This window comes from Limnothrix sp. CMB-01 (assembly GCF_055193175.1).
This window is the reverse complement of sequence record NZ_CM143720.1, coordinates 794,859-818,501: the sequence shown is the minus strand read 5'-3', so window position 1 is coordinate 818,501 and position 23,643 is coordinate 794,859. Positions and strand designations below refer to the sequence as shown.

Here is a 23,643-nt window from a genome sequence, read left to right as displayed (position 1 = left end):
GATGGACTATGAAGCGACTGGCAATGAGGCATTGTAGTGGTGAATAAATCGCCAAATCGCTGCTTCGTGATTGACCAAGGATTTGGAAAAAGACAGGGTGCGCCGCACTAAACGACTAATCCGCTGACGCAAGGTGTTATTCAATCGCTCCACGTAATTCGTTAATCCGGTTTCTTTGCCCACAGGCCGATGTCGTTTTCTGGGAATCACGCTGCGATAGGCTTCCCAAAAATCGGTGTAGCAGACTGCACATTGGCGATAGACACCCGGCAAGCTCTCCCATAGCTTTTGGGCTAACTGGGCTGAAGATTCCCCATGACCATCCCAACAACCTCGCGAGTCACGGCATCCAGTGCTAGCCAGATTCAGACTTTTTGCTTCTTGGAACCCACAAAAGACCAAAGCTCGTCTAGTTGCAGGATTAAACGGCTTTTTTTTAGGGCGCACTTGCGCCTGGCGAGGGATGCGACCGGCTTCGACTGCCACATAGGATTCAATCCAGGATTCAGAGACCTGTGCGACCCGCGCAATCGCGGCTTGGGAAAGGCGCTCTAGGAGCAGACGATCAATGAGCGCAATCTGCTCGGGTGTGACTCGTTTCTGAGTGGGGTGCTCAATGAACTGTCGGCCACAGGCTTTGCATTTAAAGCGTTCCTTGCCGTTGTGGATGCGGCCATTTTTGACCGTGTGGCTGGATTGGCATTGAGGACAAGCAGGCATGAACTGGAGCGATGAATGACTACTTCTAGACTGGCATCATTACTTCACAGGAGCTACCTAAATTAGATACAGGCCTTGTCGCAATCACTGGGTACGGTGGTAGCGCTGTGATTCAGTAATGATGAGTTAGTGAAAGCCTTGCGATGCAAGTGGTCAGTCGCCAAAAATCATCACATCACAGGCACTGCCCACAACTCAATAGGTACTACTAAATTTTCTCTTTCTCAAGGTAGTACATATGCCGATTGGTGATAGACTGGGCTGGATAAACGCTGCTAGCACCTCCGTTTTAATTCTCCGGGGCGATAAATCGTAAATGTCGACCTCGTCAAAAATTTGGCAAGATTTGAGACTAATTCACTAGGCTCCTCATGCCACCACCATCTCTACTTGTGGCTGAGGTAATCAATTCAAGGCTGTTGAGACCCGGCCCAGCTTGGAAGAGAGCCTACGAATACATCACCTGTGTCAAATCGCCTGTTGTATGATTGATTCTAAGTTTCTTTTGAATCCAAAGCTATTCACATGCATACTCTTGAGCAAACTCTTGCCGATCAATGGAACCTGGACAAGTTATGTAACTATGATCCTTTGCAATCAAGTGAATATAGAGAGGCATTTGTGCCGAACTCCTTCTATGGCAATGATTTGATATACAAAGTATATGCAGGAATTCCAGACAATCACAATTTAAAGATTGTCATACCTCATGGGCCAACAACAATCAACAATAAGGTTTGGAATAAAGAACTAGAAGTTTCCTTGCCGAGCATTGCTTGTTTTTCTTTAGAAGATTTAATACGCTACAAGAAAGCTATTCACATTGCTCATGCCCAGTCTGTCAAAAACCTAGAAAGCTTCGCATCACCTTTTTTATATGTCAGAGAGATACTGAAGAAGCTAATAAAGCGGAAACCCAAAAAAAATGGAACAATATTTTTTCCATCACATTCAACGCCTGAAGTCACTGACCTGAGTGACTTTTCCGAAATAGCTCATCAACTAGATCAAATGAGAGCATACTATGATATTGATCCAATCAGAGTATGCATATATTGGCAAGACTTCTTCAATGGGCATCACATACCATTCTTAGAACGCGGAATGCAAATTATTTCAGCAGGACATGCCATGAACCCTTTGTTTCTGTTCAGATTATTTCATTTATGTTCAATGCATAAATATGCTTGCTCAAATCAGCTAGGAACTTCTGTGCCTTATGCAGTCATTGCAGGATGTACACATTTTGGCATTCCAGGCATAGATTTTCTGAAACCAGTTCCAGTGAAAGGAAGTGACCACACTTCATATGTAGATGTGAGTGAAAATTTGAATTTAGGCTCAAAAACTAGGATGCTATGGGAGTGCTGTTTTCAAGCGCCAGATCAAGTGAAATCAGATGATCAGCAAGCTTTGGCACGAAATTGCCTGGGCGAGTCTTTTGTCAAATCTCCGCGCGACCTAAGGATGCAAATCATGTCAATTGAAGAACGCTTCTACAATTCATGTTCACAAGCATCTGCTCCTGGAGACATACTTGACAACTACTTGTACGATCTCAGTGTCAACATAATCAGAGATAAAATTAAGAATGATCCAAGGGGTTACCAAGCATACCTAAGATTAGGTTTCATCTTTGATTCTTTGGGAATGGCTCAATTCGCTCGACGGGCTTGGAAACTCGCTAAAGATTACTCTTGAGCGAAAACTTTTCAGTTCAGTCCTTTACTTAAAGCACTATAGAGCAACACTATGAACCCTAAATGTTGGTTGTAAATATTGGTTGTCGACAGTTTTGTAATATGGTGAAGGTAAGCTGTTAGAAGCTTTGCTGAGTAGGTGCTTCTGCTGCATCGAAATATAGACCTCGCACAAACCCTCAATAGCTCTGTCGTTCTGTTTGTTTTCAATTCGGTATATCAAATTCAGTAAAATTCTCATATGTTGGAAAAGAACAATCTTCCAGTGGTCACTATATGCATTCCTATTTTTAATGGAGAAAAATACATATCACGTGCTGTTGTCAGCGCATTGCAACAGACTTATCCAGAATTAGAGATACTGATCGTAGATGATGGCTCAACAGATTCTAGTCTAAAGCTCGTATCATCCTTTCAGTCTAATTATTCAAACAAAATCAAGGTTGTTAAGCACGCTAGAACTGGTATGGTGAATAATTGGAATATATGCATTAAGGAGTCTAAAGGTGAATATATAAAATTCCTTCATCAAGATGATCAACTCACGCCTAATTGCGTAGAAAAGCTTATGGAAGTTGCTATGGAAGATGAAGCCATAGGATTGGTTTTCTCTAAACGCGGTCTAATCATGGAATCGCAGCATTGTTTGACGGATGCCGCGCTCTTGGAGGCTCAAAATATTCACAAAAATTGGTCTAACCTGAAAAGAATAAATGAAGGAGTATCATTACTGACTGATCCTTTGTTACTTTTAAATCCAATTAGTCAAAGAATTGGAGAGCCAACGACTGTTCTGATAAAAAAATCAGTCTTTGATAGAGTAGGGTATTTTGACTCTCTACTACAGCAAGCCGTAGACATAGAAATGTGGCTAAGAATTGCATCTTGCTATAAAATTGGCTATGTTGACTTATGTCTATCATACTGGCGAATTCACTCAGGTCAAGCAACTCATGCAAATGTTCAAAACCTTTCGCTAATGCTGAATGAACAACTTAGAATTTACGACTCTATTGTATTTAACCCAGATTATCCTCATGAACTTCGCCTGGTCGCAAAATCTAAATTAAGGGATATCATCCGAATTTACAAAGAAAATTCGTATCTTTATTACTTTCAAATTAAAGGAACTATCTGTCATTGACTAAGTTTCAATAAAATTTGAATCTCCAAAAACTATGAAGCCCGATTCACACCCAAAATGCAGCCCTAGCATTTCTATTATCACCTCTCTCTATCGCGCTGCTACTTTCTTAGGGGGGTTTCTGGAGTCAATTAAGCAGCAGACAATTTTAAAGTATTCTGAAGTTGTCTTAATTGATAGTAGCTCACCCGATGAGGAAAAGCAGGTTCTGAACCGATTCCTGTCAGAAAATCCTATATTACTCGATAATTTAATTTATGTGCGCACAAAAAAACGTGAAACAATCTATCGTGCTTGGAATCGTGCTGTAACAATTTCTAGGGGAAAATACCTGATTAATGCAAATGTTGACGATCGGCTCCGACCAGATGCGATCGAGGTAATGGCCCGCTATCTTGATGAGCATCCTGATGTCGCAATGGTTTATCCCTATCAGTTGATTACGGATATTCCTAACGAAACCTTTGAAACAACACAAGCCAATCGCGTCTTTAACTGGACAACTTTTAATCCTGAATGGTTAGCCCAGGGCTATAACCTTGGATCTCACCTGATGTGGCGAGCGTCTCTACACCAAAAGTATGGTTACTTCCGGCCAGATTTGAAGTCGGCTGGTGACTACGAGTTCGTTTTGCGAATTGCCAAAACCGAGAAGATTGTATGTATTCCTGAAGTTTTAGGACTGTACTACAACAATCAGCAGGGCTTGTCCATGAATATCGCGGCTGCTCTACCCGAAACGCGCCGTGTACAAGCAGAGTATGGCTTCCACTATAACGACGTACCCCTATATCAGACTCAGCTATCTAGTCATTGCCGTGCTCTTGTCATTACCAATCTCTATCCACCCCAAGAACTGGGGGGGTATGGTCGCTCGCTCGCGGATTTTGCTGCTGGGTTGCAATCCCGTGGTCACCACATATATGTTCTAACCAGCGATGCACCTTACCTGGGTTGCACACCAGATCGAGAAGATGGCATTGATCGCCGCTTGCAACTGTGGGGAACCTACGAAGGTCAAACCCAAGAGTTGCAGGATCCTAACCAAATCAATGCGATCGTGGCCCATAACGATCGCGTCCTGCGCGGGGTTTTGGCGCAAGTTCAACCCGATCTTTGCCTGGTTGGTAATATCTCATTCCTCGGCCCGGCGATTTTTGGGCCTTTGCTAGAACAACAAATTCCGACAATTCATCACCTGGGTTTTGCCCAGGTTCCTTACCCACCAACCCTTGCTCCCCAGCACCCGCTCTATCACTTGGCCACCGCTAGCGAGGCCGTGGCTCAGGCGGTGCGAGATTCAGGGTTAACGCAACTGGAAACGTCAACGATTTATCCCGGCGCTCTGGTACGGCAATTTAGCCGTCCCACGCTGCCCCAGCGGGACAAACTCCGGATTTTGTACGCTGGGTTAGTGATTCAAACCAAGGGGCCCCACACCCTGCTGGAAGCCCTGACCGTACTGCAACAGCAGCAGATGGACTTTGAATGCACGATCGCAGGTAATGCAATTCATGCGGATTATTTGGCGGCCCTGCGACAGTACCTGCAACAAACAGGGTTAGTCCATCGGGTGCGCCTGGTTGGCCATTTGGATCGATCGCAACTGGCTGACTGTTTTGCTCAGCACAATGTCTTTGTGTTCCCTTCGATTCAGCCGGAAGCTTTCGGGATTGTACAGGTTGAAGCAATGGCGGCCGGGCTAACGGTCTTGAGCACAGGGGTGGGCGGGGCTTCAGAGGTGATTGAATCCGGCGTGAGTGGCTTGTTATTCCCGGCTGGTGATGCGATCTCCCTGGCTCAGGCTCTGATCAGTTTGCCGCAGGATGCAGAACGTTGGGCGCGCCTGGCCGCCACAGGACAAGCAGCAGCCTTTGCCAAATTTGACATTGAGCGATCGATTGACCAACTCGAACTAAAATTCGAGGAGCTATTGCGCCGAAAAGCCGAACTCAGCAGCCCTATGGCCCTTTCCATTCCCACCTCCCCTGCCACCGATCCCTACACCCAGTGGCTGTGCGATCGCATCACAAACGTTGCGCGGGTGTATGGACTTGACCCCAACGATCAAAGCACGATTAACCTCCTGCGGGAGCTGCGCCGCCAGACTGCCGAGCTTTGGAAGGCTGCGCCAGCGGAGCAACTCCCAGATCTTTACCAAGGCTCTGTGGGCCAAGCCTATCGCGCCTTGCTGCACAGCGGCTTCCAATCCCAGCCCCTCACGGGTGAAGAAGCCAACTACCTTCAAGCTCTCACTAATCAAGTGAGTCAGTATACCGTTCAACATCCGGTTGGCTTGCAGGCGTTCTTGGGGGTGATGCTGTATCTCCCCGCTGGCAAGATGAAGGTTGATCAGGCCCCAGTGAAGCTTCCGGCTTGGCTGCTGTCGGATTATCAATCGGTTTTTGAGCCGCCTGGAACTGTAGAGCCGACCAGTGCTCCACAGCCGATCGCCCCGCCAACCTCAGCAACCGCGCCCCTTCATCAGGACATGACCTTCCTGAATCGGTTGTTAGGCTGTGCCAATCTTTACTACATCGACCCCGAAGAAACCTCGATCGCGGAAGAACTGCGGCTCATCCGTCAGCAGGTGGGGCAAATCTGGGCCCAAACGCCCCTTGAGCAACTGGAGTCTCTTTACAAGAGTGAATTTGGTCGCCGCTATTTGGCCCTGCTTGATAGTGGCTATCAAAACTATCCCTTGCGCCCCGAAGAGGAGTCCGTTGTTCAGGAGTTGACGGGGTTGATCAGTCAGGGAATCGATCGCTACCCGGGGCTGAATGCGCTGTTGGCCATCATGATGTATCTGCCACCGGGCAAAATGCAGGTACGGGACGCAGCTAATCGCTTACCGGCTTGGTTGCTGCCGGACTATCAGCGGATTTTTGAAGCGGATCAAGCGACAACTGCTCCCTTAGTGCCGTCCCCGCAACCAACCGTCCCCACGGCCGCCCCGACTGCTGCTGCTCCACCCGCCGTGAGCCAGCCCCCCAATTTGGCGGAGGACATGGTGTTTCTGAACCGCTTCTTGGGCTGCTCCAATCTCTACGAAATCGACCCGGAAGATGGGGAAACGGTGGCGGAACTGCGCCAATTGCGACAACGGGTGGCTGAGTTTTGGCTGACGGTTCCCCCATCTCAACTGGAGGCTGTGTTCAACAGTGAACTGGGCCGCCGTTATGGCATGTACCTGAAATCAGGATTCCAACGGGAGCCGTTGACGGATGGGGAGCGGGAACTGCTGGTGAAGCTGGCAGAAACAGCAGCGCGCGGTTTTGAGCAGCCCGGTGGTTTGAATGCGTTCTTGGGCGCAATGATGTACTACGCGCCGGGACAAATGCAGGTGAAGGATGCGGCAACCCGTTTGCCCGGTTGGCTGTTCCCGCTGTACGCGGCGGTGTTTGAGTCCGAGGCTCAAAAAAAAATGACTTCCTAGGGAACGCTGAGGCTGGCAGTCCTCAATTGCCTGAGTTAACGGAGGTAGCTGGCTCCGAATCGGGGGCCAACGATCGGGCAGAGTCTGCTACACCGTCAGCCCCAGACCCCAATGCTGGGCTAATGAATGCTGAGGGTCGGTTTTGCCACTGGCGCGATCGCCCCTGGGACTCAGTGCGCCCCATCCAAACCTCCTTCCTGACGGGTAGCGACGCGGTGGCGATCGAGATGGCCGCTCGCAGCTACAGCTATCGGGGCATTCAGACCATCAAAAATCCTTTTGATTGGGCGCTCTATTCCCTGCTGCTCTGGGAACTGAAGCCGCGCACCATTTTTGAAATTGGCTCCTTTGCCGGGGGAAGCGCTCTCTGGTTGGGAGATCACCTGAATAATTTTGGAATTGATGGGCATATCTACTCGATCGACATCAACCCGGTGACCGATGTGAGCCATCCAAAGGTGACCTTTTTGGCAGGGGATGGTCGAGACTTGGGGCAAACCCTTTCGCCAGACTGGTTGGCCAGCCTACCGCGCCCTTGGTTAGTGATTGAGGATGCGGATCACTCCTACGGAACAACTATTGCGGTGTTGGAGTTTTTCCACGGCTGGCTGGAGCAGGGTGATTATGTGATTGTGGAAGATAGCCTCAGTGCCGGGAAACCACTGCAAGCCTTGGAAGAATTCTTGATGGTTTGCGGGGATGAATATGAGATTGACACCTATTTCTGTGACTTCTATGAACGGAATATGACCTGGTGTCTCAACGGTTTCCTCCGCAAACGGACGACCGCTGGGGCGATCGCCCCTTCATTCCCGTCGCGCGAACTGGGAGAGCCGGGATTGCCAGAATGGGACGAGTTTTGGTTGAACTGGATAGATAGCTGCTTGGATCTTTACGAGCGATCGCCTGAACATTGGGGGGCCTTGGCAGAACTCAGTAATGCTCGCTCTCGCTATGCCCATTACTGGAAGGAAGCGCCGATCGAAGACTTGCCGGTGATCTGGCAAAGCACCAGCGGACAAATTTATCAGCGGCTGGTGGCGAGTCGGTTTGGACAGCGGCCCATCCTGCCAACCGATCTCGATTTTCTGCTGACTTTTGTGGAATATTGCAGTGGTTTGCCGGAACCCGAATCGGCCATCCGGACGGCATTGGTGGCCATCGCCTATCCAATTCCAGCGGTTGATCGCTCAGTTTGGGAGCGAATCTATCCTCAGTTACCTGATTGGTTGGCTCCAGCGGTAACCGCCGCTTTGGAAGCATGGCAGCGGCGTTAACGGCTGGATGAATGGCCGTTGATTCGCCCGCATGGTGGTGAACCCTGAAGATCTTTGGGTGCAGGTGGAAGCGGTGATTCGACTGCTAGATCAATTGCTAGATCAATTCGGGGCCCTGCTCCGTTGATCTGGGTTGGAACCGCTCCAGAAAACCGTTATTCTCGACTCGATCGCCCCCCAAACCCTCAACCAGCCCGCAACTCCGATGGCCGACAATTCCCCGCCGCGTACCTACCACCAATGGTCGATCGCGAACCGGCCCACCGCCGCCGACCTCGATCGCATGGCCACCACGGCGCGGCAAGGATTCCGCTACCGGCCGACCATCAGCATTGTGATGCCCACCTACAACACACCGGAGCAACTGCTGATTGAGGCGATCAAGTCGGTGTTGGCCCAGGTCTATCCCGATTGGGAATTGTGTATTGCGGACGATTGCTCCACCGCGCCCCACATACGGCCGCTGCTTGAGCAATATCAACAGCGCGATCCGCGAATTAAAGTCGCCTTCCGCCCTGAAAACGGTCATATTTCCCGTGCTTCCAACTCCGCCCTGGAGATTGCAACGGGTGAATATGTTGCCCTGCTGGATCATGACGATCTGCTTACGCCGGATGCCCTGTTTGAAGTGGCCTCGCTGCTGCAACTGCATCCCGATGCGGACATGATCTACACCGACGAAGACAAAATCGATGAAAAGGGGATTTTGTCGGAACCGACCTGTAAGCCAGCCTGGTGTCCCGACTCGTTTTTGACGCGGATGTATATCTGCCACTTGACCGTTTACCGGCGATCGATTTTGACCCAGGTGAGTGGATTTCGGGCAGGGTTTGAGGGCAGCCAAGACTATGACTTAGCCCTGCGCTTTACGGAGCAGACCGATCGGGTCTATCACATTCCCCGGGTGCTCTATCACTGGCGGATTCACTCCGGATCGGCGGCGGGTTCCACCGAAGCCAAGCCCTATGCCTATGAGGCGGCGAAAAAGGCCTTGCGGGAGGCGATCGAGCGGCGCGGGGAACCGGGGCAAGTGGAAACCATCGCCAAACGACCGGGCCACTACCGAATGCGCTACCAAATCGCCGAGCGCAAATTGGTTTCCCTGCTGATTTTTGTGGGCGATCGCCCCGCCGACCTCGATCGCTGCCTGAACGGAATTGTTCGCCACACGGACTATGGCCCCTATGAGGTGCTGGCCGTGTTGGGAACCACCCAACCGGAGCCGGGCCTTTTGCAGGTGTTGCAACGGTGGCAAACCCAGTTGGGAACCGATCGACTGCGGGTTGTGCTCTGTGAGGATTTCAATTGGGCTGCTGCTGCCAATCACGCGGCGCAACAGGCCCGGGGCGATTATCTGGTGTTTTGGGAAGATGGCATGGAGCCGATGGGAACCGCTTGGTTAACTCGTCTGGTGGAACAGGTTCAGCGATCGCGCATTGGTGTAGCTGGCCCCATGGTGCTGGATCCAGAGCAGCAAATTGAACAGGCGGGCCTGACCTTGGGCCTCAATCCCGAGGGGCTTTGTCTCTATCAGGGTTTGGATACCAAGGTCTCTAACTACGCCAACTTAGCCCATACGGACTTGGCCAATAATGTTTCGGCCTTGCGCTGGACGGGGATGTGTTGCCGCCGATCAACCTGGGCGCGGGTGGGTGGTGTGGATCCGCGTTTGGGCATTTTTGCGGCGGATTTGGATTTCTGTTTGAAGTTGCGATCGGCCGGCTATCGCCATATCTTTGTGCCCGAATCGCGCCTGCGCCAGCACCACCCCCTAGCTTGGCAACATCAGCTCACGGATCCGGAAACCCAGCGCCAGGATGCATTGCGGGTTTTGGAAACCAAGTGGGATCTCCAGTTGCGCTATGACCTTTGCTATAGTCCCGCCCTGGCCGGGTTGCTCGATCGCCCGGGATTTCGCCGGGACTACGAACGGTTGCAAGCCCAAACCATCCATAGCCAACAGCCCCTCGTCACGATCGCCATTCCCACCTATAACGGACGGCACTATGTTGATGAAGCCCTGGCCAGTGCGCTCCAGCAGAGCTATCCCCACTTGGAAGTGTTTGTCAGTGACGATGGTTCTACCGATGGGACGATCGAGCAACTTCAAGCCGCAGCGGCTCAGGATCCCCAACGAATTCAACTGGTGGCGGGGCCGCAGGCGGGCATGGTGGCCAACTGGAACCACTGTGCGGAATTTGCGCGGGGCAAATATCTGAAGTTTTTGCACCAGGATGATTTGCTCGATCGCGACTGTCTGAAGGCCATGGTGGCCTTGGCGGAAAGCGATCCGGAAATTGCCCTGGTGTTTGCCCCCCGGCGCTTGTTGCTGGATCCGTCGGCGGCCCAGGATCCCGCTTCCCAACGGTTGGCGGCCGGCAGTGAAAACTTGCACCATGGTTGGTCGCACTTGCAGGCGGTGCAACCGGGGGTAGACCTACTGCGAGATCCGCGCTTGCTGCTGGCTCCCACGGATCCGACCAAGCTGGACAAGCTGAAAAAGCTGTTTCAGGATCCGGTGGATCCCGTGGAAAAGGTGGGGCAAATCAACAAAATTGGCGAACCGAGCGCGGTGTTGGTGCGTACCGATGCCCTGTTGGCCGTGGGTGGTTTTGATCCGGCCCTGAAGCAATTGGTGGATTTGGATCTTTGGTTGCGGCTGTTGGCCAAGTACAAGGTGGGCTTTATTGCGCGTCCCCTGTCCAGTCGGCGGATCCATGCCCAGCAGGTGACCCAGCTCAATTCGGCGGAGAAAGAGTTGGAAACCGATGCTCGCCGGTTTTATCACAAACTGGTGGCGGCTCCCTGGTTTGATCAGCTCCATTCCCGATCGCAACAAATTGCTCAGGCAATGACCAAGCATATGGATCGGCTGCTGAAATCCGAGCGGCCGCGCCTGGCTCCAGTTCCGGCGGGAACGGAGCGGCCCCTGTGGTCGGTGATGTTGCCGGTTTATAACCCCGATCCGCAGCAATTGGCCTTGGCGCTGCAAAGTGTGTTGGATCAGGCCCTGCCGGCCGATCGAATGCAGATCGAGGTGTTGGATGATGCGTCCGATCGGGTGGATGTGCGGGCGATCGTGCAGCGGGTGGCGGGCGATCGGGTGCTGTATACCCGTCAGCCAAAAAATCGAGGACTGCTAGGCAATTGGCAGGATTGTTTGAGTCGATCGTCTGGCCAGTGGGTGTTGTTGTTGCACCAGGATGATGGGTTGCTGCCGGGATTTGTGGAGCGGATGACCCGGGCGATCGAGCAGGCGGGCGATCGGGTGGGCATGGTGCTCTGTCGGCATCACCACATCGATCACCAGGGGCGAATTGTTTGGACTTCTGAACTGGAGCGGGAAACGGCCGGGCCCGTGAGTGATTGGGTTGATCGGATTGCCCAGCGCCAACGGGTGCAATTTTCCGCCATGGTGGTGCGCCGCGCGGCCTATGAGGAATTGGGAGGGTTTGACCCGGCGGCGGCTTCGGCGGCCGATTGGGAAATGTGGCAGCGCCTAGCCAGTCGCTGGGGTCTGTGGTTTGAGCCAGAACCCTTGGCGGTGTTTCGGCGGCATGACGGTTCCACCACCTCCAAACTCACCCGCACTGGGGCCAACATTGCCGACACTCGCCGCGCCATTGACCTGGCCCGAGCCTATCTCCCCACTGATCGGCGCGATCGCCTGGCTCGCCGTGCCTTGCAGTACTATGCCCAATACGCGATCGGGGTGGCCCAAGACAGCCTGAAGCGGGCCGACTGGGAAACGGCGATCGCGCAACTGCGGGAAGCGCTCCGTTGTGAGGACTCGATCGAAACCCGATCGGCCGTCATTGACTGTCTGTTGCAAACGGCTCCCGCGGCCCCGGACTCAACCGTTTCGGTGGATCCGGCCCCGATCGCCCCCTTGGTCACAACCACCACAACTGCCACAACCGAGGAGACCCAAGCCCTAGTTCGGGACATTACCCCTCTGGCTTCCATGGTGGTGCTGTTTGTGCCCTTGGTGAACGAGGTGAAACAGGCCGTGGCCGCCTATCGTCAGCATTCCACCGATCCCAAGGTGATTGAACGGTTGCGGAATGCCCGTCGCCAATTGGCGGAACAATGGTTGCGAATTCCGTTCGATCGCCTTGATGAGGCCTACCTGGCCCGATTGGGTCAAGCGAACAAGGCCCTGGTGGAAACAGACTTGCGCTACGAACCCTGGACCGCTGACGAGCGATCGTTCATTGAACCCCTGATCAGCAGCCTCCAGGGGGGCATCAAAACCCTGAGCCAGCTTCGCAACTTCATCATCCTGATGATGTATTGCCGGGCTTATCAACTGCCCTTGGAATATGGCGCGATTTACTTGCCCCAATGGTTCCTAGAGGCCTATGCCCTCTACATGCAGGAAGCCCCCCTCTATTTCCAAGAGGTGGGCGATGCCGATCGCTTTGCCCAACACATCACCCGTTGGACTAACCAGGTCTATCGCACCAACGAAACGCGCCCTGAAGATGAGGTTTCCCAAAAACTGGCCCGCTGGCTGGCCTATCGCGGCACTTTCACACCTCTGTATTTCACCGCCGACAGCCCAACGGATATCTATCGCAAGCGAGCGTTCCTGATTGCAAAAACCCTGAAGGATCAGGGCGAAGTGGTCGATTATCGGTTTGGGCCCAGGGATCCCCAGCGGCAAAAGCTGCGGGTGGGGATTTTGAAGGATCACTTCACGCCCCAAACGGAAACCTTCACCACCCTGCCCGCCTTTGAATATTTAGATCGATCGCGCTTTGAGATCATTCTCTATAGCGTCTTTGCCACCGGTCATCCCCTAGAGCAATATTGCGCCAGCCGCGCCGATCAGTTTGTGCATTTGCAAGGAAGCTTGGCCCAACAGACGGCCCGGATGCGGGCCGATGACCTGGATTTGCTGCTGATTGGCACGAACGTCACCATGGTGACCAATCCGATCACGGTGTTGGCGGTGCAGCGCCTGGCCCGAGTGCAGGTGATGTCCACCTCAGCACCGGTCACCACGGGAATGACCCATGTGGATGCCTATATTTCCGGGTCGCTGACGGAGACCACCGATGCCCAAACCCGCTACACGGAAAAGCTGTTGGCGCTTGAGGGGCCGGCCCATGCCTTTAACTATGATGTGTTGCCCCAAACGGCGACGATTCAACCCTCGCGGGCTTCCTGGGGAGCTACGGATCAAACCACGGTTTATATGTCCGGGGCCAATTTCAACAAAATTGTGCCGGAGTTGCGATCGGTGTGGGTGAAACTGCTGGCACAGGTGGCGGATTCGGTGCTGGTGCTCTATCCGTTCAATCCCAATTGGGGGCAAAATTATCCCGCGCAACCGTTCATCGATCGGTTCCGATCGGACTTGGCCGCCGTGGGTGTGGATCCGCAGCGCCTAGTGATTTTGAATCCCTTGCCCACCATGGCCGACATTCGCGAGTGCCTGAAGCTGGGGGATGTTTATTTGGATTCGTTCCCCTTTGCGGGGGTGAATTCCACGATCGATCCGTTGCTGGTGGGAATGCCGCCCGTGGTGGTGGAAGGGGTGGCGTTCCGATCGCGGATGGCCTCGGCCCTGTTGCAATCGCTGCGAATTCCGGAGCTGATTGCGGCCGATGAGGCGGACTATCTGCAATTGGCGGTGCGGTTGGCTAAAAACCGCGACTGGCGGCAGGCCTTGAGCGATCGCATCCGGCGGGCCATGGCGGCCAACCCGGTTTTCTTTGACAGTCGCCGCTATTCAACACTGATGGGGCTAGCCTTTGAGCAACTGTTTGCCGCTTGGCAACGGGGCGAGCTAGGGGCCCGCTAGGAGATTTGGAAACGGCGATCGCAACCCTGGACTCACAACTGCTCTTGAACCCAGATTCTTGAGCGCCCTTCGTCAATCAACATTCGGGAGCACCTCGTGAAACTGGCTTTTATCATTGACCCGATCGAACGACTGGATCCGACCCACGACACCAGCGTTGCCCTGATGGAAACGGCCCAACTGGCGGGCCACCAGGTTTTCATTACCCAAGCCACGGATCTGAGTGTGCGGGATTCCCAGGCCTGGGCCAAGCTGTTGCCGGTCACCTTGGCCCCCGTGACCCTGGGCGAAGGACGCTGGTTAGCCGTTGAGGACTGGTTCAGCTTGGGTGAAGCGCTGTGGCAGCCTCTGGAGGCCATGGATGCGGTTTTTATGCGCACCGATCCGCCCGTGACCGTGCCCTATCTTTACGCCACCTATCTGCTGGATTATGTCAATCCGGCTAAAACCCTGGTCATTAACCGCCCCAGCGGGATTCGGGCTGCCAATGAGAAAATGTATGCCCTGCAATTCACTTCGGTAATTCCCGAAACGATCGTCACCAGCGATCGGGAAATCATTCGGGCGTTTGTGGAGCGGCGGGGCGCGGCGGTGTTGAAACCCCTGGGCGGCAAAGCGGGCGAGGGCATTTTGTTCCTGGAGCCGGGCGATCGCAACTTCAATTCGCTAGTGGAAATCAGCACCCAGCGGGGTCAATTACCGGTGATGGTGCAGCAGTTTTTGCCGGAAGCCAAGGCCGGCGATAAACGGGTGATTTTGTTGAATGGCGAGCCGATCGGGGCGGTGAATCGGGTTCCCACCGGCAGTGAGTTTCGCGGCAACATGGCCGTGGGCGGGGCGGCCGTGAAGGTGGCCGTGACCGATCGCGATCGGGAAATTGCGGCCGCCTTGGCCCCCACCCTCCAGCGCGACGGGTTGATCTTTGTGGGCATTGACGTAATCGGCGGCTACTTAACTGAAGTGAACGTCACCAGCCCCACGGGAATGCGCGAGATTGATCGGCTCGACGGGGTGCGTTTGGGCGATCGGGTTTTGGATTGGTTAGCCCAAAATTCCCCGACCCAGTAAGGCCGCATCGGCCCAACCCCTAGCGAATTAGGGATGCTGGCAGCGATCCCAGCCTTCCAACACCATCAAGCTCTTCACGGCTTCCGCTGTGGCCACCTCCGCGTGGCCCAGCCATTGAAGCCACTGTTGCCGGCCCAGGTTCGGATCGCTCAATTGACGGAGGGTACGTCGATCCCAACGGAAACTTTGCCACCGATCGCCGGGTTCAGGAACCCAACCATCTAAGTCGGAACAGCGCTGAATTTGGCCGCTGACGGGGCCGAGGAGGGAAACATGGTAGGACATGACCAAGAGCAGTGCGGAACTCACACTGGCGAAACAGCTCCCCGAGGCCCGCTTGGGGCCGCGAGGGTGGCCTCGCCTTCGCGCGATCGGGGCCACATCCTCATGCTGCCATGGGTTTCAGGAATCGCCCGCCCTGATCATGACGCTTCCGGTGATCCCGGCCATAACTTCAGATTGGCTTTAGATTTTTGGCTCTAGATTTTGTGAATGGCAGCGGCCCCAACGGACAGTTGCTGAACTCAAGCGGGAAATTAAAATTCCTGATTCTGAGCACTTGATCCTTGACCGGATCCTTGGCCCAATTGAGCCTTCGCTTTCTGCCAAAGGGCTTCCAAGGTTTCAAGGCTGTACTGTTCCAAGGGGCGATCGCTCAGGGCCTCCATCATTCGCAACCGCTGCACAAATCGCTGATTGGTTCCATGGAGCGCCGCCGAGGGGTCAATGCCCTGCCAGCGTGCCAATTGCACTACCGTGAACAGCAAATCGCCCAATTCCGAGGCCTGGTGTTCCGGGTCGCCTTGGGCGATCGCCCCTTGCAGCTCCGCTAACTCCTCGTGAAATTTCTCCCAAACCCCCTCCAGGCTGTCCCACTCGAAGCCCGCCTCCGCTGCCTTTTCCGACATCTTCAGGGCTGCCATCAAGGGCGGCAAGCGGTTGACATAGCGATCGAGTTTGGCGCTGAGGGGGGGCGGTTGGTCGATCGGCTCCCCCTTTTCCGCAGCCTTAATCTGTTCCCATTGACGATGCACCGCCGCCGCATCGGTGGCCTCAGCCTCGCCAAATACGTGGGGATGACGACGCACCAACTTATCGGCAATGCCGTTGGCCACCTGCCCCAAATCAAAATCCCCCGCCTCACTGGCCAGTTGCGCTTGCAACACCACCTGAAGCAATAAATCGCCCAATTCCTCCACCGTTTCCGCGCGATCGCCACTGCGAATTGCGGTCACGGTTTCGTAAGCTTCTTCCAGGATGTAAGGCACGAGGCTTTCGGGCGTTTGTGCCAAATCCCAAGGACAGCCCCGCACCGGATCGCGCAACTGGGCCACCACATCGATCAAACGTTGCAAGGCTGTCAGGATTTCAGACGGGCGATCGAGCGAAGACATAGGCAACCATGCATCTGCTATGCATCGAGGAGAAAACCACTGCCAATCCTAACGGTTACCGCCCCGAAAAATTGCTGGCCGATACACCAATCCTGGGGAAGTCATCCTGTGCTAAGACCTAAACACCGGGTCTTGAGCATGTATTAAACAGGTGTTAAACATGCACGGAAATGTGCATTGAATGTGGATTCAATTGAATTTTTCCATTGGAGGTTTTATGGCTCTTGTTTGGTCTGCAAAACGCTGGGCGATCGGTCTCAGTACCCTGACGTTAACGATCACCAGTTCGATCGGCCTAACCATTGAAACTGCCCAAGGAACTACACCCTATGGCCCCGCCGTGGAGCATCCTCAAAATGCGGGTTACCAAGCAGAACAGCGCGGAGATTTTGATACTGCAATCATGAACTATCGTCGGTCTTTAAATGCGGCGGCTGGGTTGTCTGATCCCGTCTTACGCGATTGTGGCGTGGCCGGTGCAGAAGCCAGGTTGCGAGGGGCCGAAGCCGCCAAGATCTATATTCAGCAACATGGGCGTTCTTCCGATCGGTTGAGCCAAGCTCGTGAACGCTCACAAGCCGCATTTCAGAATTATTGGAATGAATTTGATCAACGCCGTCCAGATTTAGTGAATGGCTGTCCCTAAATCTTGATCATGGCAATTCGTCGTAGCAATCTATTGTGGTGACACCCAGTGGGCAGCGATCGGAAAGGGCGGCGATCGCTGACAGGCTAGGTGTCACCACAAATGCTTTGACTAACACGACTGTTCGTCTCTAGATGCAGCCCTTAAATTCATACCCTATCCTGGACTGCCCTATCCTGGATTGCCCTCTGGGTTACTCGTTGCATCACTGCTCATGTCCGGCCCCTTCTTTTGGGATTCAGCATCGCCAGAGTTTTGCAACTGTTTCAAATGAATTTTATTCACCTGAATAATAAAACTTTCAACAGCTTCTTGCAGCTTGATGCGACGTTCCCGAGGCGGTAAATCGCTAAAGCGATAGGCATTCGTTACCCCAAGAATGAACTTCTCTAGCTCGGCTTCCAAAAACTCAACAGCCGTATTGGCAGCCACAGCGTTTTCCTGAAAAGGAAAAGACGTGGAAATACTTGTGACGATCGATGCAACAGCCGGGAACAGCACCGGTAACCACTTGAGCCAAGGAAGGCCAGTTTCTGTTTTATCTAGCAGCACCAAAATCGGTGTCACGCCCGACAACACAATGGTCGCTACCTGAAAGACATAATAAATAATTTGAGACTGACTCCGCATGAGCCGATAGTCAGCAATCAAGTCCTCGCAATATTGAATTGCACGACTGCGCAACAAGTTGATTGATGCATCATCAACATCTTCATTGTCTGGATTAAACTGCCCGTAGAGAGATCCCTTAAAACTACTCTCCCGTTCGCGGGCCGCTTGGCGAACTGCCTTGCCAACACTTCGGTTCACCAACAAAAGAAAAACAATGAGACCTGTTGCTGCAAAGCTGGCTGGCAACATATTGGAGTGTGTAATTCCCCAAAGGTTGAAGCCCACAATGCCAACAGCACTGGTGATTAATAGGGATTGAATGGTGTCAAGAATCAGATAGACTTTGCGATCGCTTTGCGTTAACTCAGCAGTATTCATGGCTCAAAACTCCAGAGCTAGATTCTTGTGTCCGAATGACAATGCATTTGGATTTGGGGCAATGGCTTCCGAGGTAATGATCAGGCTTAAAACCCAAATAACAGCAATAATTTGCAGTGGGTTTTGAATTGACTCCATCTAATCGACTGCCACAAATTAAATGCAATTTACTGATTGGGATTGGTAAGTGATAACCAACCCATCCTAACCAACCGATGGCGACTGGCTAAGGTTAACCAGCTCAATTCATTTACCTGACTTCAACAGCCAAGAAACTGAGTAATATAGTCCCTGGCTAAAAGGGCACTAGCTGCCCCGGCGGCTACGCAACAATGGGGCGCAAATTCCCCTGTTTCTTGAAAAGGTTGCGGATCGGTAATATCCCGCGAGCTTTCTTGAATGGTTGAGTTAGGGGTATATTCATGCTGAGAAAATTTGAGAGATGATCCATGGCGCTCAAACCACGTGCGATCGCGAATCCAAAGCAGCGCTAAAAACTCAGGACGTAGACAAAGCAAATCCATCGCGACCCCTGTGATCAGCAAAGTTGCTCCCCCACTGACCAATAGGGCTTGGAGATCAGCAATTTCAGGATATAAATTGGCTGTCTGTGCTCCCTCTTCATGGTCAAATAATTCCTCTGCAACTTCTCGTAAGATCGTTGCTTCCAAGTTATAAGATTGCTGATCAAAAGGGTCAACACCCGTTGGCTGAAAGATCATCGACGGAACAATATGATACTGACCTGCTCCCTCAGCAACCTGTGCGGATCGCTGATGCAGAAAGTATCGATATTTATCCTTGGAATCTGTCTCAGAACTGGCATTTACAACAAAGCAACAGGAAATGGCGATCGCGGCACTGCGGTTGTGTCCTGTCCAGGCATCTTGCAGCGCCTCCTGCCCTCGGCGATCGCCATGAAGTTTCTGTCGTAAGGGCAAGGCTTGATAGCAGTCTTGGGGGGAAGCATCGAGCGGTAAAGTAGCGATCGCCTGCTCCAATTCAGCTTCCAAAATGGTGCAAGTATTGACAGTATCAAAGTACGATCCCACGGTGCAGTGGAGGCGATCGCCCGCTAGAAAATCTTCAGCATCAGAAGCAGGCTTAAATCGATCCATAAAATCCAATGCATAGGTTTTTCCATTCCATAAATGCTTCCTTGTGCGTTGCATTTTCTCCAGTAACCAGCTACTGCTTGGAAATTGACCTGTTTCAAGCTTTAAGTTGCCCAAAACCTGCCTTGGACTTCGTGGTTTTTCAACCCAAGAGCATAGATTGATTGGATAAACTAAGCCTGTCCCACTGCGAAATAGGGACTCTTCACCATAAAGCCATGCCAAAAAGTTGATGGTCATTGCTTGGCGGGACAAGGGTGAAGTAGAACAAGAGCTAGAAATCATTGCAATGAAAAACCGCCGAAGAGGATTAACTGAAAAGACTAAGGACTAGGACTTACTTGGCAATCCAAAATCAGGTGTGAAGAATTAATGCTATAGGATCCTGATTGATAGTCTCCCCAGGTTTTCACGATCTGAAAATGATTAGCTTGCAAGAGTGTCATAATCTCTTGCGGCCAAAAAATTCGGAGATCTAAATCTTCTTCAGCAAACTGAACGCCATTGCGATAAAACATCAATGTCATTGTATGAATCTGGCTCCAGGCATGATATTGCCTCCGCCGTTTAATGGTCACCAAAGAGCCATCCTGAGGATCTTGAAACTGAGAATAAGGATCAATTCGATCCGGATTTTGCAGAATGTCGAAAATATAGTAGGGATTTTTGAAATCTACGATGAAATGACCGCCAGGAGCTAGATGCTGACGAACCCGACTTAAGCACTGCCGCACATCATCAAGACTATGCAAGTGGGTAAATGTGTCATAGGGAAAAATGATGAGAGAGAACTGAGTCTGAAGATCAAAATCACGAACGTCTCCTTGAACCCAATGGGCTTTTTGGGATTTAGTACGAGCCGCATTGAGCATGGATTCTGAAATGTCGATGCCGGTGCAAAGAAAGCCTCCTTCTGCCAAATCAGCGGTAACCCTTCCAGTTCCGCAAGCCAGTTCCAAAATAGGACTGCCGTGAACTTGGGCGATCGATTGCCAAAATCCAATGTCTTGAGATTGAACTGAGTGTCGATAGGATCCCTGAAAAATTAAGTCGTAAAAGCAACCGTTATAAAATAAATTTTGGTTGTCTTGATTCGTTGATTCTGAATGGCTCATAATAGCAATTCTCCTTGAATTTGAAGCTAAAAATGTCGCGTAAAGCTACTACGATTCGCCAGAAATTTCTGGTGTCTCTAGTGCCAAATCTTGACTAGTAGATGTATTTGATGGATTGGGAATTAGATTGGGACTATTGTTTTTGCTTCCTGTTGCTCCAGTGCCTGTTTTGGCTAGATAAATTCCGAGGGTAATTAGAAAGAAACCCAAAATATTAAGAGGATCAAGAAATTCACCAAACCACAACCAAGCTATGGCAGCAACAGGGGCTGGCTCTAGCAACAAAACAATGGTGACAAATGTAGAAGAGAAATGCTTGAGGCTATAAACAATTAGTCCATGGCCAGTGACTTCACTAATTAATGCGAGTCCAATGACTGCAATCCAACCCATGGTGCTAATGGGAAAGATGGTGCTATCGATCGCCCAAACAATCGGTGTTGCCAAGAGCAAACCAATGGCACAGCGCCATACTAGAATTTTTGAGGTTGAAAGGTGCTGACGCAGTTTTTCAACGAGCAGGAAACTGGCCGCGTAAAAGACCGAGGAGAGCAAGGCTGCCCCATCTCCAAGCAAGGCGCTAGTGCCAAAAAGAGCTTCTTTGGGTTGAATCCAGTCACCGATCGCGAGGGTGATTGCCCCAATGACCGCGATCGCCAACCCACTCAAAAACCGTCGATCGAACCGTTGTCCCAAAAAAAGCCAACCCCCAAGGGCCGTGAACAGGGGAGGCATATTCGCCAACATTGCTCCATTGGCTGCGGTGGTGCTGGTGAGCGACCATGTCCACAAATAACGCCCCACAAGATGCACAAACCCCAGTGCCAACAACAGGTTGATGGTTGCCCAAGGTAGTTTTTGTTGTTGGTCTGTTACTTCTGCGGAAGAATAGTCGGCTGCTCCAGGATTTTGGGTAGTATGGCCACCTTCCGTTTTGCTTTCGGAAACTGCTGATGGAGGCTGTTCTCTTTGAAGCCAATTCAACCCCGTAAACGCCAGCGTTGCAATCCATAATCGATTAAAAACCGTTGCTTCTGCACTGATTTCTCTAATCGATAATTTAATGAAAATGGCTGTCGATGAGAGAGCGATTAGCCCCAAAATTAGCCACAAAAAAGCCAGTGATGAATGGCGATTGTTCTGATTTTGGGAATCAGACTCAGAAGTGGGTGGCTGGCTGATGGAATGATTGGTGGTTGTTTCCTCTTTTGGATTGTCTGAATCATCACTGGGAGATGCTTGGGCTTCAGGGGTCATAAGGTTAAGCCACGGTTTTCAGGTTTGGATATGCCTTGCAGAAAAATCACAGCAGAAATGACACCCGCTAGCTTCGAGGAAGCTTGAATGATAGTTACTAATCGACGACTGGCTTAGAGCAAGATTCAATCATAAAAGCTTCAAAGATCACCTCAAAGTGGGCCCGCTCCGGTGAAGCGCAAACAGGCCCTACCTGAACTGTAGGATCTTCGGGAAAATCCGCTAATCGTAATAGGGTGAATTGCTTCCCATTCAGGGAATAGAGAATTGCAATTGCCTCATCTTTTCGGCGCACTTCAAACCAAACACGCTCTGGCTGTCCAGGAAGTGGTGCAACAGACCAGTCCGAGCGATCGCGTGTTACGACTGCACTGGCGTATTGCACGCCTTCAACGTATTCGATTCCACACTTGAGCCAATGCGTTTCACTCGCGCGTACCATCAGTCCGGCTTGATCATAAAGATCTTGATATTGCCCTGTAAAACAAACGCGCGCCCGGAAGTTGCCGCTGATGGCGCAATGATAAAAATGCCCTGAATCTCGAATAAATCCGTAGTGAGTGGTTCGCCAAAAATCGGATTTCAAGCCTGTTTTAACCCAAAGTTGACCATTGTGATCGCTCCATTCGGCTGGGGGGTTATGCCACTGCATTGTTGACCAGAAATTAGCTTCCGAAAAGCTGTTGACCATGAGCTAACCTGTCAAGATTTTTGATTCAAGAGCCATCGCATTCTAATCCTGTTAATCCTAAACCAAGGCCATATCTTCTCGCTTGGATAAACCCTCATAAATTTGAATTAAAATATCATCCAGACTATATTTAAAGTCCCAATCGGGATAGTGATCCTTAAACTTCTGCACATCGCTGACCCACCAAATATGATCACCGAGGCGATTTTGCTCGCTGTAGCTCCAATTCATGGGCTTGCCCACAATTTCGCTGCTGCGGGTGATGGCCTCCATCATTGAGCAGTGGGAATAGCGGCTGCCGCCAGCGTTATACACTTCTCCACAGCGAGGATTTTGATAAAAATGCCAAAACATATTCACCAAATCATAGCTGTGAATATTATCGCGAACCTGTTTGGCCTGATAGCCGAAAACAGTGTAGTGACGACCGGTAATGGCACATTTCATGAGGTAGGCTAAAAAACCATGCAACTGGGTTCCAGAATGGTCGGGGCCAGTCAGACATCCCCCCCGAAAAATGCCTGTTTTTAAGCCATAGTAAATGCCATATTCTTGCACCATGATGTCAGCAGCAACCTTGGAAGCTCCGAAGATGGTGTGCACAGAGCGATCGATGCTCATGGTCTCGTCAATTCCGCGTTCAAAATAGGGATGAAACGGTTCTAGTTCCCATCGAGTTTCCAATTCCACTAATGGATAGTGATTAATGGCATCTCCATACACATTATTCGTAGAGGTGAAAATAAACACTGCTTCGGGGCAGTGCTGGCGGGTCATCTCTAAAAGATTGAGGGTTCCATTGGCATTCACTGCAAAATCGGTTAAAGGTTCCGTTGCGGCCCAATCATGGGATGGTTGAGCTGCTGCATGAATAATGATTTTGATGTCTGTGTTGTAGGTTTTGAAGATGCGTTCTAGGGCTGCTAAATCGCGAATGTCCTCGTTTTCATGAATGTAGTGGGCAACTTCGGCTTGCAGTCGATCGCGGTTCCAGGCGGTGGAAGCTTCCTCGCCAAAAAAGTAGCGACGTAAATCATTGTCAATGCCAACCACTTGTAAACCCCGATCGGCCAGGAAGCGCACAGCCGCAGAGCCAATTAAGCCGGATGCGCCAGTTACGATTGCAATATCCATAGTGTTCTGCTGAAATTTCTTGTTCAGGCAAAGGGAAGCTAAGCGGCAAGGGCAATCAAAACCCGAGCAGGTGGATGACTATTTAATTGGCGGCAAATTGACGGTCAAATTAACCTGGTGATCAACTCGCGATCGCTTTGCATTCAA

Annotated in this window: 16 protein-coding genes; 7 read left to right on the top strand and 9 right to left on the bottom strand. The window is 51.6% G+C overall.

Going from position 1 to position 23,643, the window contains the following annotated elements; translation table 11 throughout:
* Positions 1–6: 6 nt before the first annotated feature.
* A complete protein-coding gene (locus tag ACZA91_RS03445; RefSeq protein ID WP_463184688.1) occupies positions 7–720 on the bottom strand; it encodes an IS1 family transposase in 714 nt (237 codons plus the stop codon).
* A 525-nt stretch (positions 721–1,245) separates the two neighbouring features.
* Between ACZA91_RS03445 and ACZA91_RS03440 the strand changes: the two genes are divergently transcribed.
* The 6 genes from ACZA91_RS03440 (at position 1,246) to gshB (ending at position 15,154) form a co-directional block, all read left to right on the top strand.
* Positions 1,246–2,421 (top strand): hypothetical protein, encoded by a 1,176-nt coding sequence (locus ACZA91_RS03440; protein WP_463184687.1) that lies wholly within the window; start codon positions 1,246–1,248, stop codon positions 2,419–2,421.
* Between the two features lie 240 nt (positions 2,422–2,661).
* Positions 2,662–3,564 (top strand): glycosyltransferase family 2 protein, encoded by a 903-nt coding sequence (locus tag ACZA91_RS03435; RefSeq protein ID WP_463184686.1) that lies wholly within the window; start codon positions 2,662–2,664, stop codon positions 3,562–3,564.
* Between the two features lie 34 nt (positions 3,565–3,598).
* Positions 3,599–7,000: a glycosyltransferase gene (locus ACZA91_RS03430; RefSeq protein ID WP_463184684.1), complete on the top strand. Its 3,402-nt coding sequence runs from the start codon at positions 3,599–3,601 to the stop codon at positions 6,998–7,000.
* Positions 7,001–7,026: 26 nt separating this feature from the next.
* Complete coding sequence (locus ACZA91_RS03425; RefSeq protein ID WP_463184683.1) at positions 7,027–8,277, top strand: CmcI family methyltransferase; 1,251 nt, start codon at positions 7,027–7,029, stop codon at positions 8,275–8,277.
* Between the two features lie 133 nt (positions 8,278–8,410).
* A complete protein-coding gene (locus tag ACZA91_RS03420; RefSeq protein WP_463184681.1) occupies positions 8,411–14,086 on the top strand; it encodes a glycosyltransferase in 5,676 nt (1,891 codons plus the stop codon).
* Positions 14,087–14,182: 96 nt separating this feature from the next.
* Positions 14,183–15,154 (top strand): glutathione synthase, encoded by a 972-nt coding sequence (gshB, locus tag ACZA91_RS03415; RefSeq protein ID WP_463184679.1) that lies wholly within the window; start codon positions 14,183–14,185, stop codon positions 15,152–15,154.
* A gap of 27 nt (positions 15,155–15,181) precedes the next feature.
* On the opposite strand, the gene ACZA91_RS03410 is transcribed toward gshB, so the two are convergent.
* Positions 15,182–15,439, bottom strand: coding sequence for a hypothetical protein (locus ACZA91_RS03410; protein ID WP_143473140.1), 258 nt, complete (start codon positions 15,437–15,439; stop codon positions 15,182–15,184).
* Positions 15,440–15,690: 251 nt separating this feature from the next.
* Positions 15,691–16,548 carry a nucleoside triphosphate pyrophosphohydrolase gene (gene mazG / locus ACZA91_RS03405; RefSeq protein WP_463184677.1) on the bottom strand — a complete coding sequence of 286 codons (858 nt, stop codon included), beginning with the start codon at positions 16,546–16,548 and terminating at the stop codon, positions 15,691–15,693.
* 217 nt (positions 16,549–16,765) lie between these two features.
* Between mazG and ACZA91_RS03400 the strand changes: the two genes are divergently transcribed.
* Positions 16,766–17,194 carry a hypothetical protein gene (locus tag ACZA91_RS03400; RefSeq protein WP_190531328.1) on the top strand — a complete coding sequence of 143 codons (429 nt, stop codon included), beginning with the start codon at positions 16,766–16,768 and terminating at the stop codon, positions 17,192–17,194.
* Between the two features lie 171 nt (positions 17,195–17,365).
* Here ACZA91_RS03400 and ACZA91_RS03395 read toward each other — a convergent pair whose 3' ends face one another.
* The 6 genes from ACZA91_RS03395 to ACZA91_RS03370 form a co-directional block, all read right to left on the bottom strand.
* A complete protein-coding gene (locus ACZA91_RS03395; RefSeq protein WP_463184675.1) occupies positions 17,366–18,184 on the bottom strand; it encodes a DUF4231 domain-containing protein in 819 nt (272 codons plus the stop codon).
* 260 nt (positions 18,185–18,444) lie between these two features.
* Positions 18,445–19,539 carry a hypothetical protein gene (locus ACZA91_RS03390; protein WP_463184673.1) on the bottom strand — a complete coding sequence of 365 codons (1,095 nt, stop codon included), beginning with the start codon at positions 19,537–19,539 and terminating at the stop codon, positions 18,445–18,447.
* Positions 19,540–19,622: 83 nt separating this feature from the next.
* Positions 19,623–20,414 carry a class I SAM-dependent methyltransferase gene (locus ACZA91_RS03385; protein ID WP_463184672.1) on the bottom strand — a complete coding sequence of 264 codons (792 nt, stop codon included), beginning with the start codon at positions 20,412–20,414 and terminating at the stop codon, positions 19,623–19,625.
* A gap of 48 nt (positions 20,415–20,462) precedes the next feature.
* Positions 20,463–21,671: a DMT family transporter gene (locus tag ACZA91_RS03380; RefSeq protein ID WP_463184670.1), complete on the bottom strand. Its 1,209-nt coding sequence runs from the start codon at positions 21,669–21,671 to the stop codon at positions 20,463–20,465.
* Positions 21,672–21,768: 97 nt separating this feature from the next.
* Positions 21,769–22,362 carry a DUF1349 domain-containing protein gene (locus ACZA91_RS03375; protein WP_463184669.1) on the bottom strand — a complete coding sequence of 198 codons (594 nt, stop codon included), beginning with the start codon at positions 22,360–22,362 and terminating at the stop codon, positions 21,769–21,771.
* A 57-nt stretch (positions 22,363–22,419) separates the two neighbouring features.
* Positions 22,420–23,496 (bottom strand): NAD-dependent epimerase/dehydratase family protein, encoded by a 1,077-nt coding sequence (locus tag ACZA91_RS03370; protein ID WP_463184667.1) that lies wholly within the window; start codon positions 23,494–23,496, stop codon positions 22,420–22,422.
* Positions 23,497–23,643: the final 147 nt, after the last annotated feature.

Excerpts from the sequence above, each read along its gene's own strand:
- ACZA91_RS03445 (WP_463184688.1), bottom strand. The coding sequence starts at position 720 with ATGCCTGCTTGTCCTCAATGCCAATCCAGCCACACGGTCAAAAATGGC.
- ACZA91_RS03440 (WP_463184687.1), top strand. The coding sequence starts at position 1,246 with ATGCATACTCTTGAGCAAACTCTTGCCGATCAATGGAACCTGGACAAG.
- ACZA91_RS03435 (WP_463184686.1), top strand. The coding sequence starts at position 2,662 with ATGTTGGAAAAGAACAATCTTCCAGTGGTCACTATATGCATTCCTATT.
- ACZA91_RS03430 (WP_463184684.1), top strand. The coding sequence starts at position 3,599 with ATGAAGCCCGATTCACACCCAAAATGCAGCCCTAGCATTTCTATTATC.
- ACZA91_RS03410 (WP_143473140.1), bottom strand. The coding sequence starts at position 15,439 with ATGTCCTACCATGTTTCCCTCCTCGGCCCCGTCAGCGGCCAAATTCAG.
- mazG (WP_463184677.1), bottom strand. The coding sequence starts at position 16,548 with ATGTCTTCGCTCGATCGCCCGTCTGAAATCCTGACAGCCTTGCAACGT.
- ACZA91_RS03400 (WP_190531328.1), top strand. The coding sequence starts at position 16,766 with ATGGCTCTTGTTTGGTCTGCAAAACGCTGGGCGATCGGTCTCAGTACC.
- ACZA91_RS03395 (WP_463184675.1), bottom strand. The coding sequence starts at position 18,184 with ATGAATACTGCTGAGTTAACGCAAAGCGATCGCAAAGTCTATCTGATT.
- ACZA91_RS03390 (WP_463184673.1), bottom strand. The coding sequence starts at position 19,539 with ATGACCATCAACTTTTTGGCATGGCTTTATGGTGAAGAGTCCCTATTT.
- ACZA91_RS03385 (WP_463184672.1), bottom strand. The coding sequence starts at position 20,414 with ATGAGCCATTCAGAATCAACGAATCAAGACAACCAAAATTTATTTTAT.
- ACZA91_RS03380 (WP_463184670.1), bottom strand. The coding sequence starts at position 21,671 with ATGACCCCTGAAGCCCAAGCATCTCCCAGTGATGATTCAGACAATCCA.
- ACZA91_RS03375 (WP_463184669.1), bottom strand. The coding sequence starts at position 22,362 with ATGGTCAACAGCTTTTCGGAAGCTAATTTCTGGTCAACAATGCAGTGG.
- ACZA91_RS03370 (WP_463184667.1), bottom strand. The coding sequence starts at position 23,496 with ATGGATATTGCAATCGTAACTGGCGCATCCGGCTTAATTGGCTCTGCG.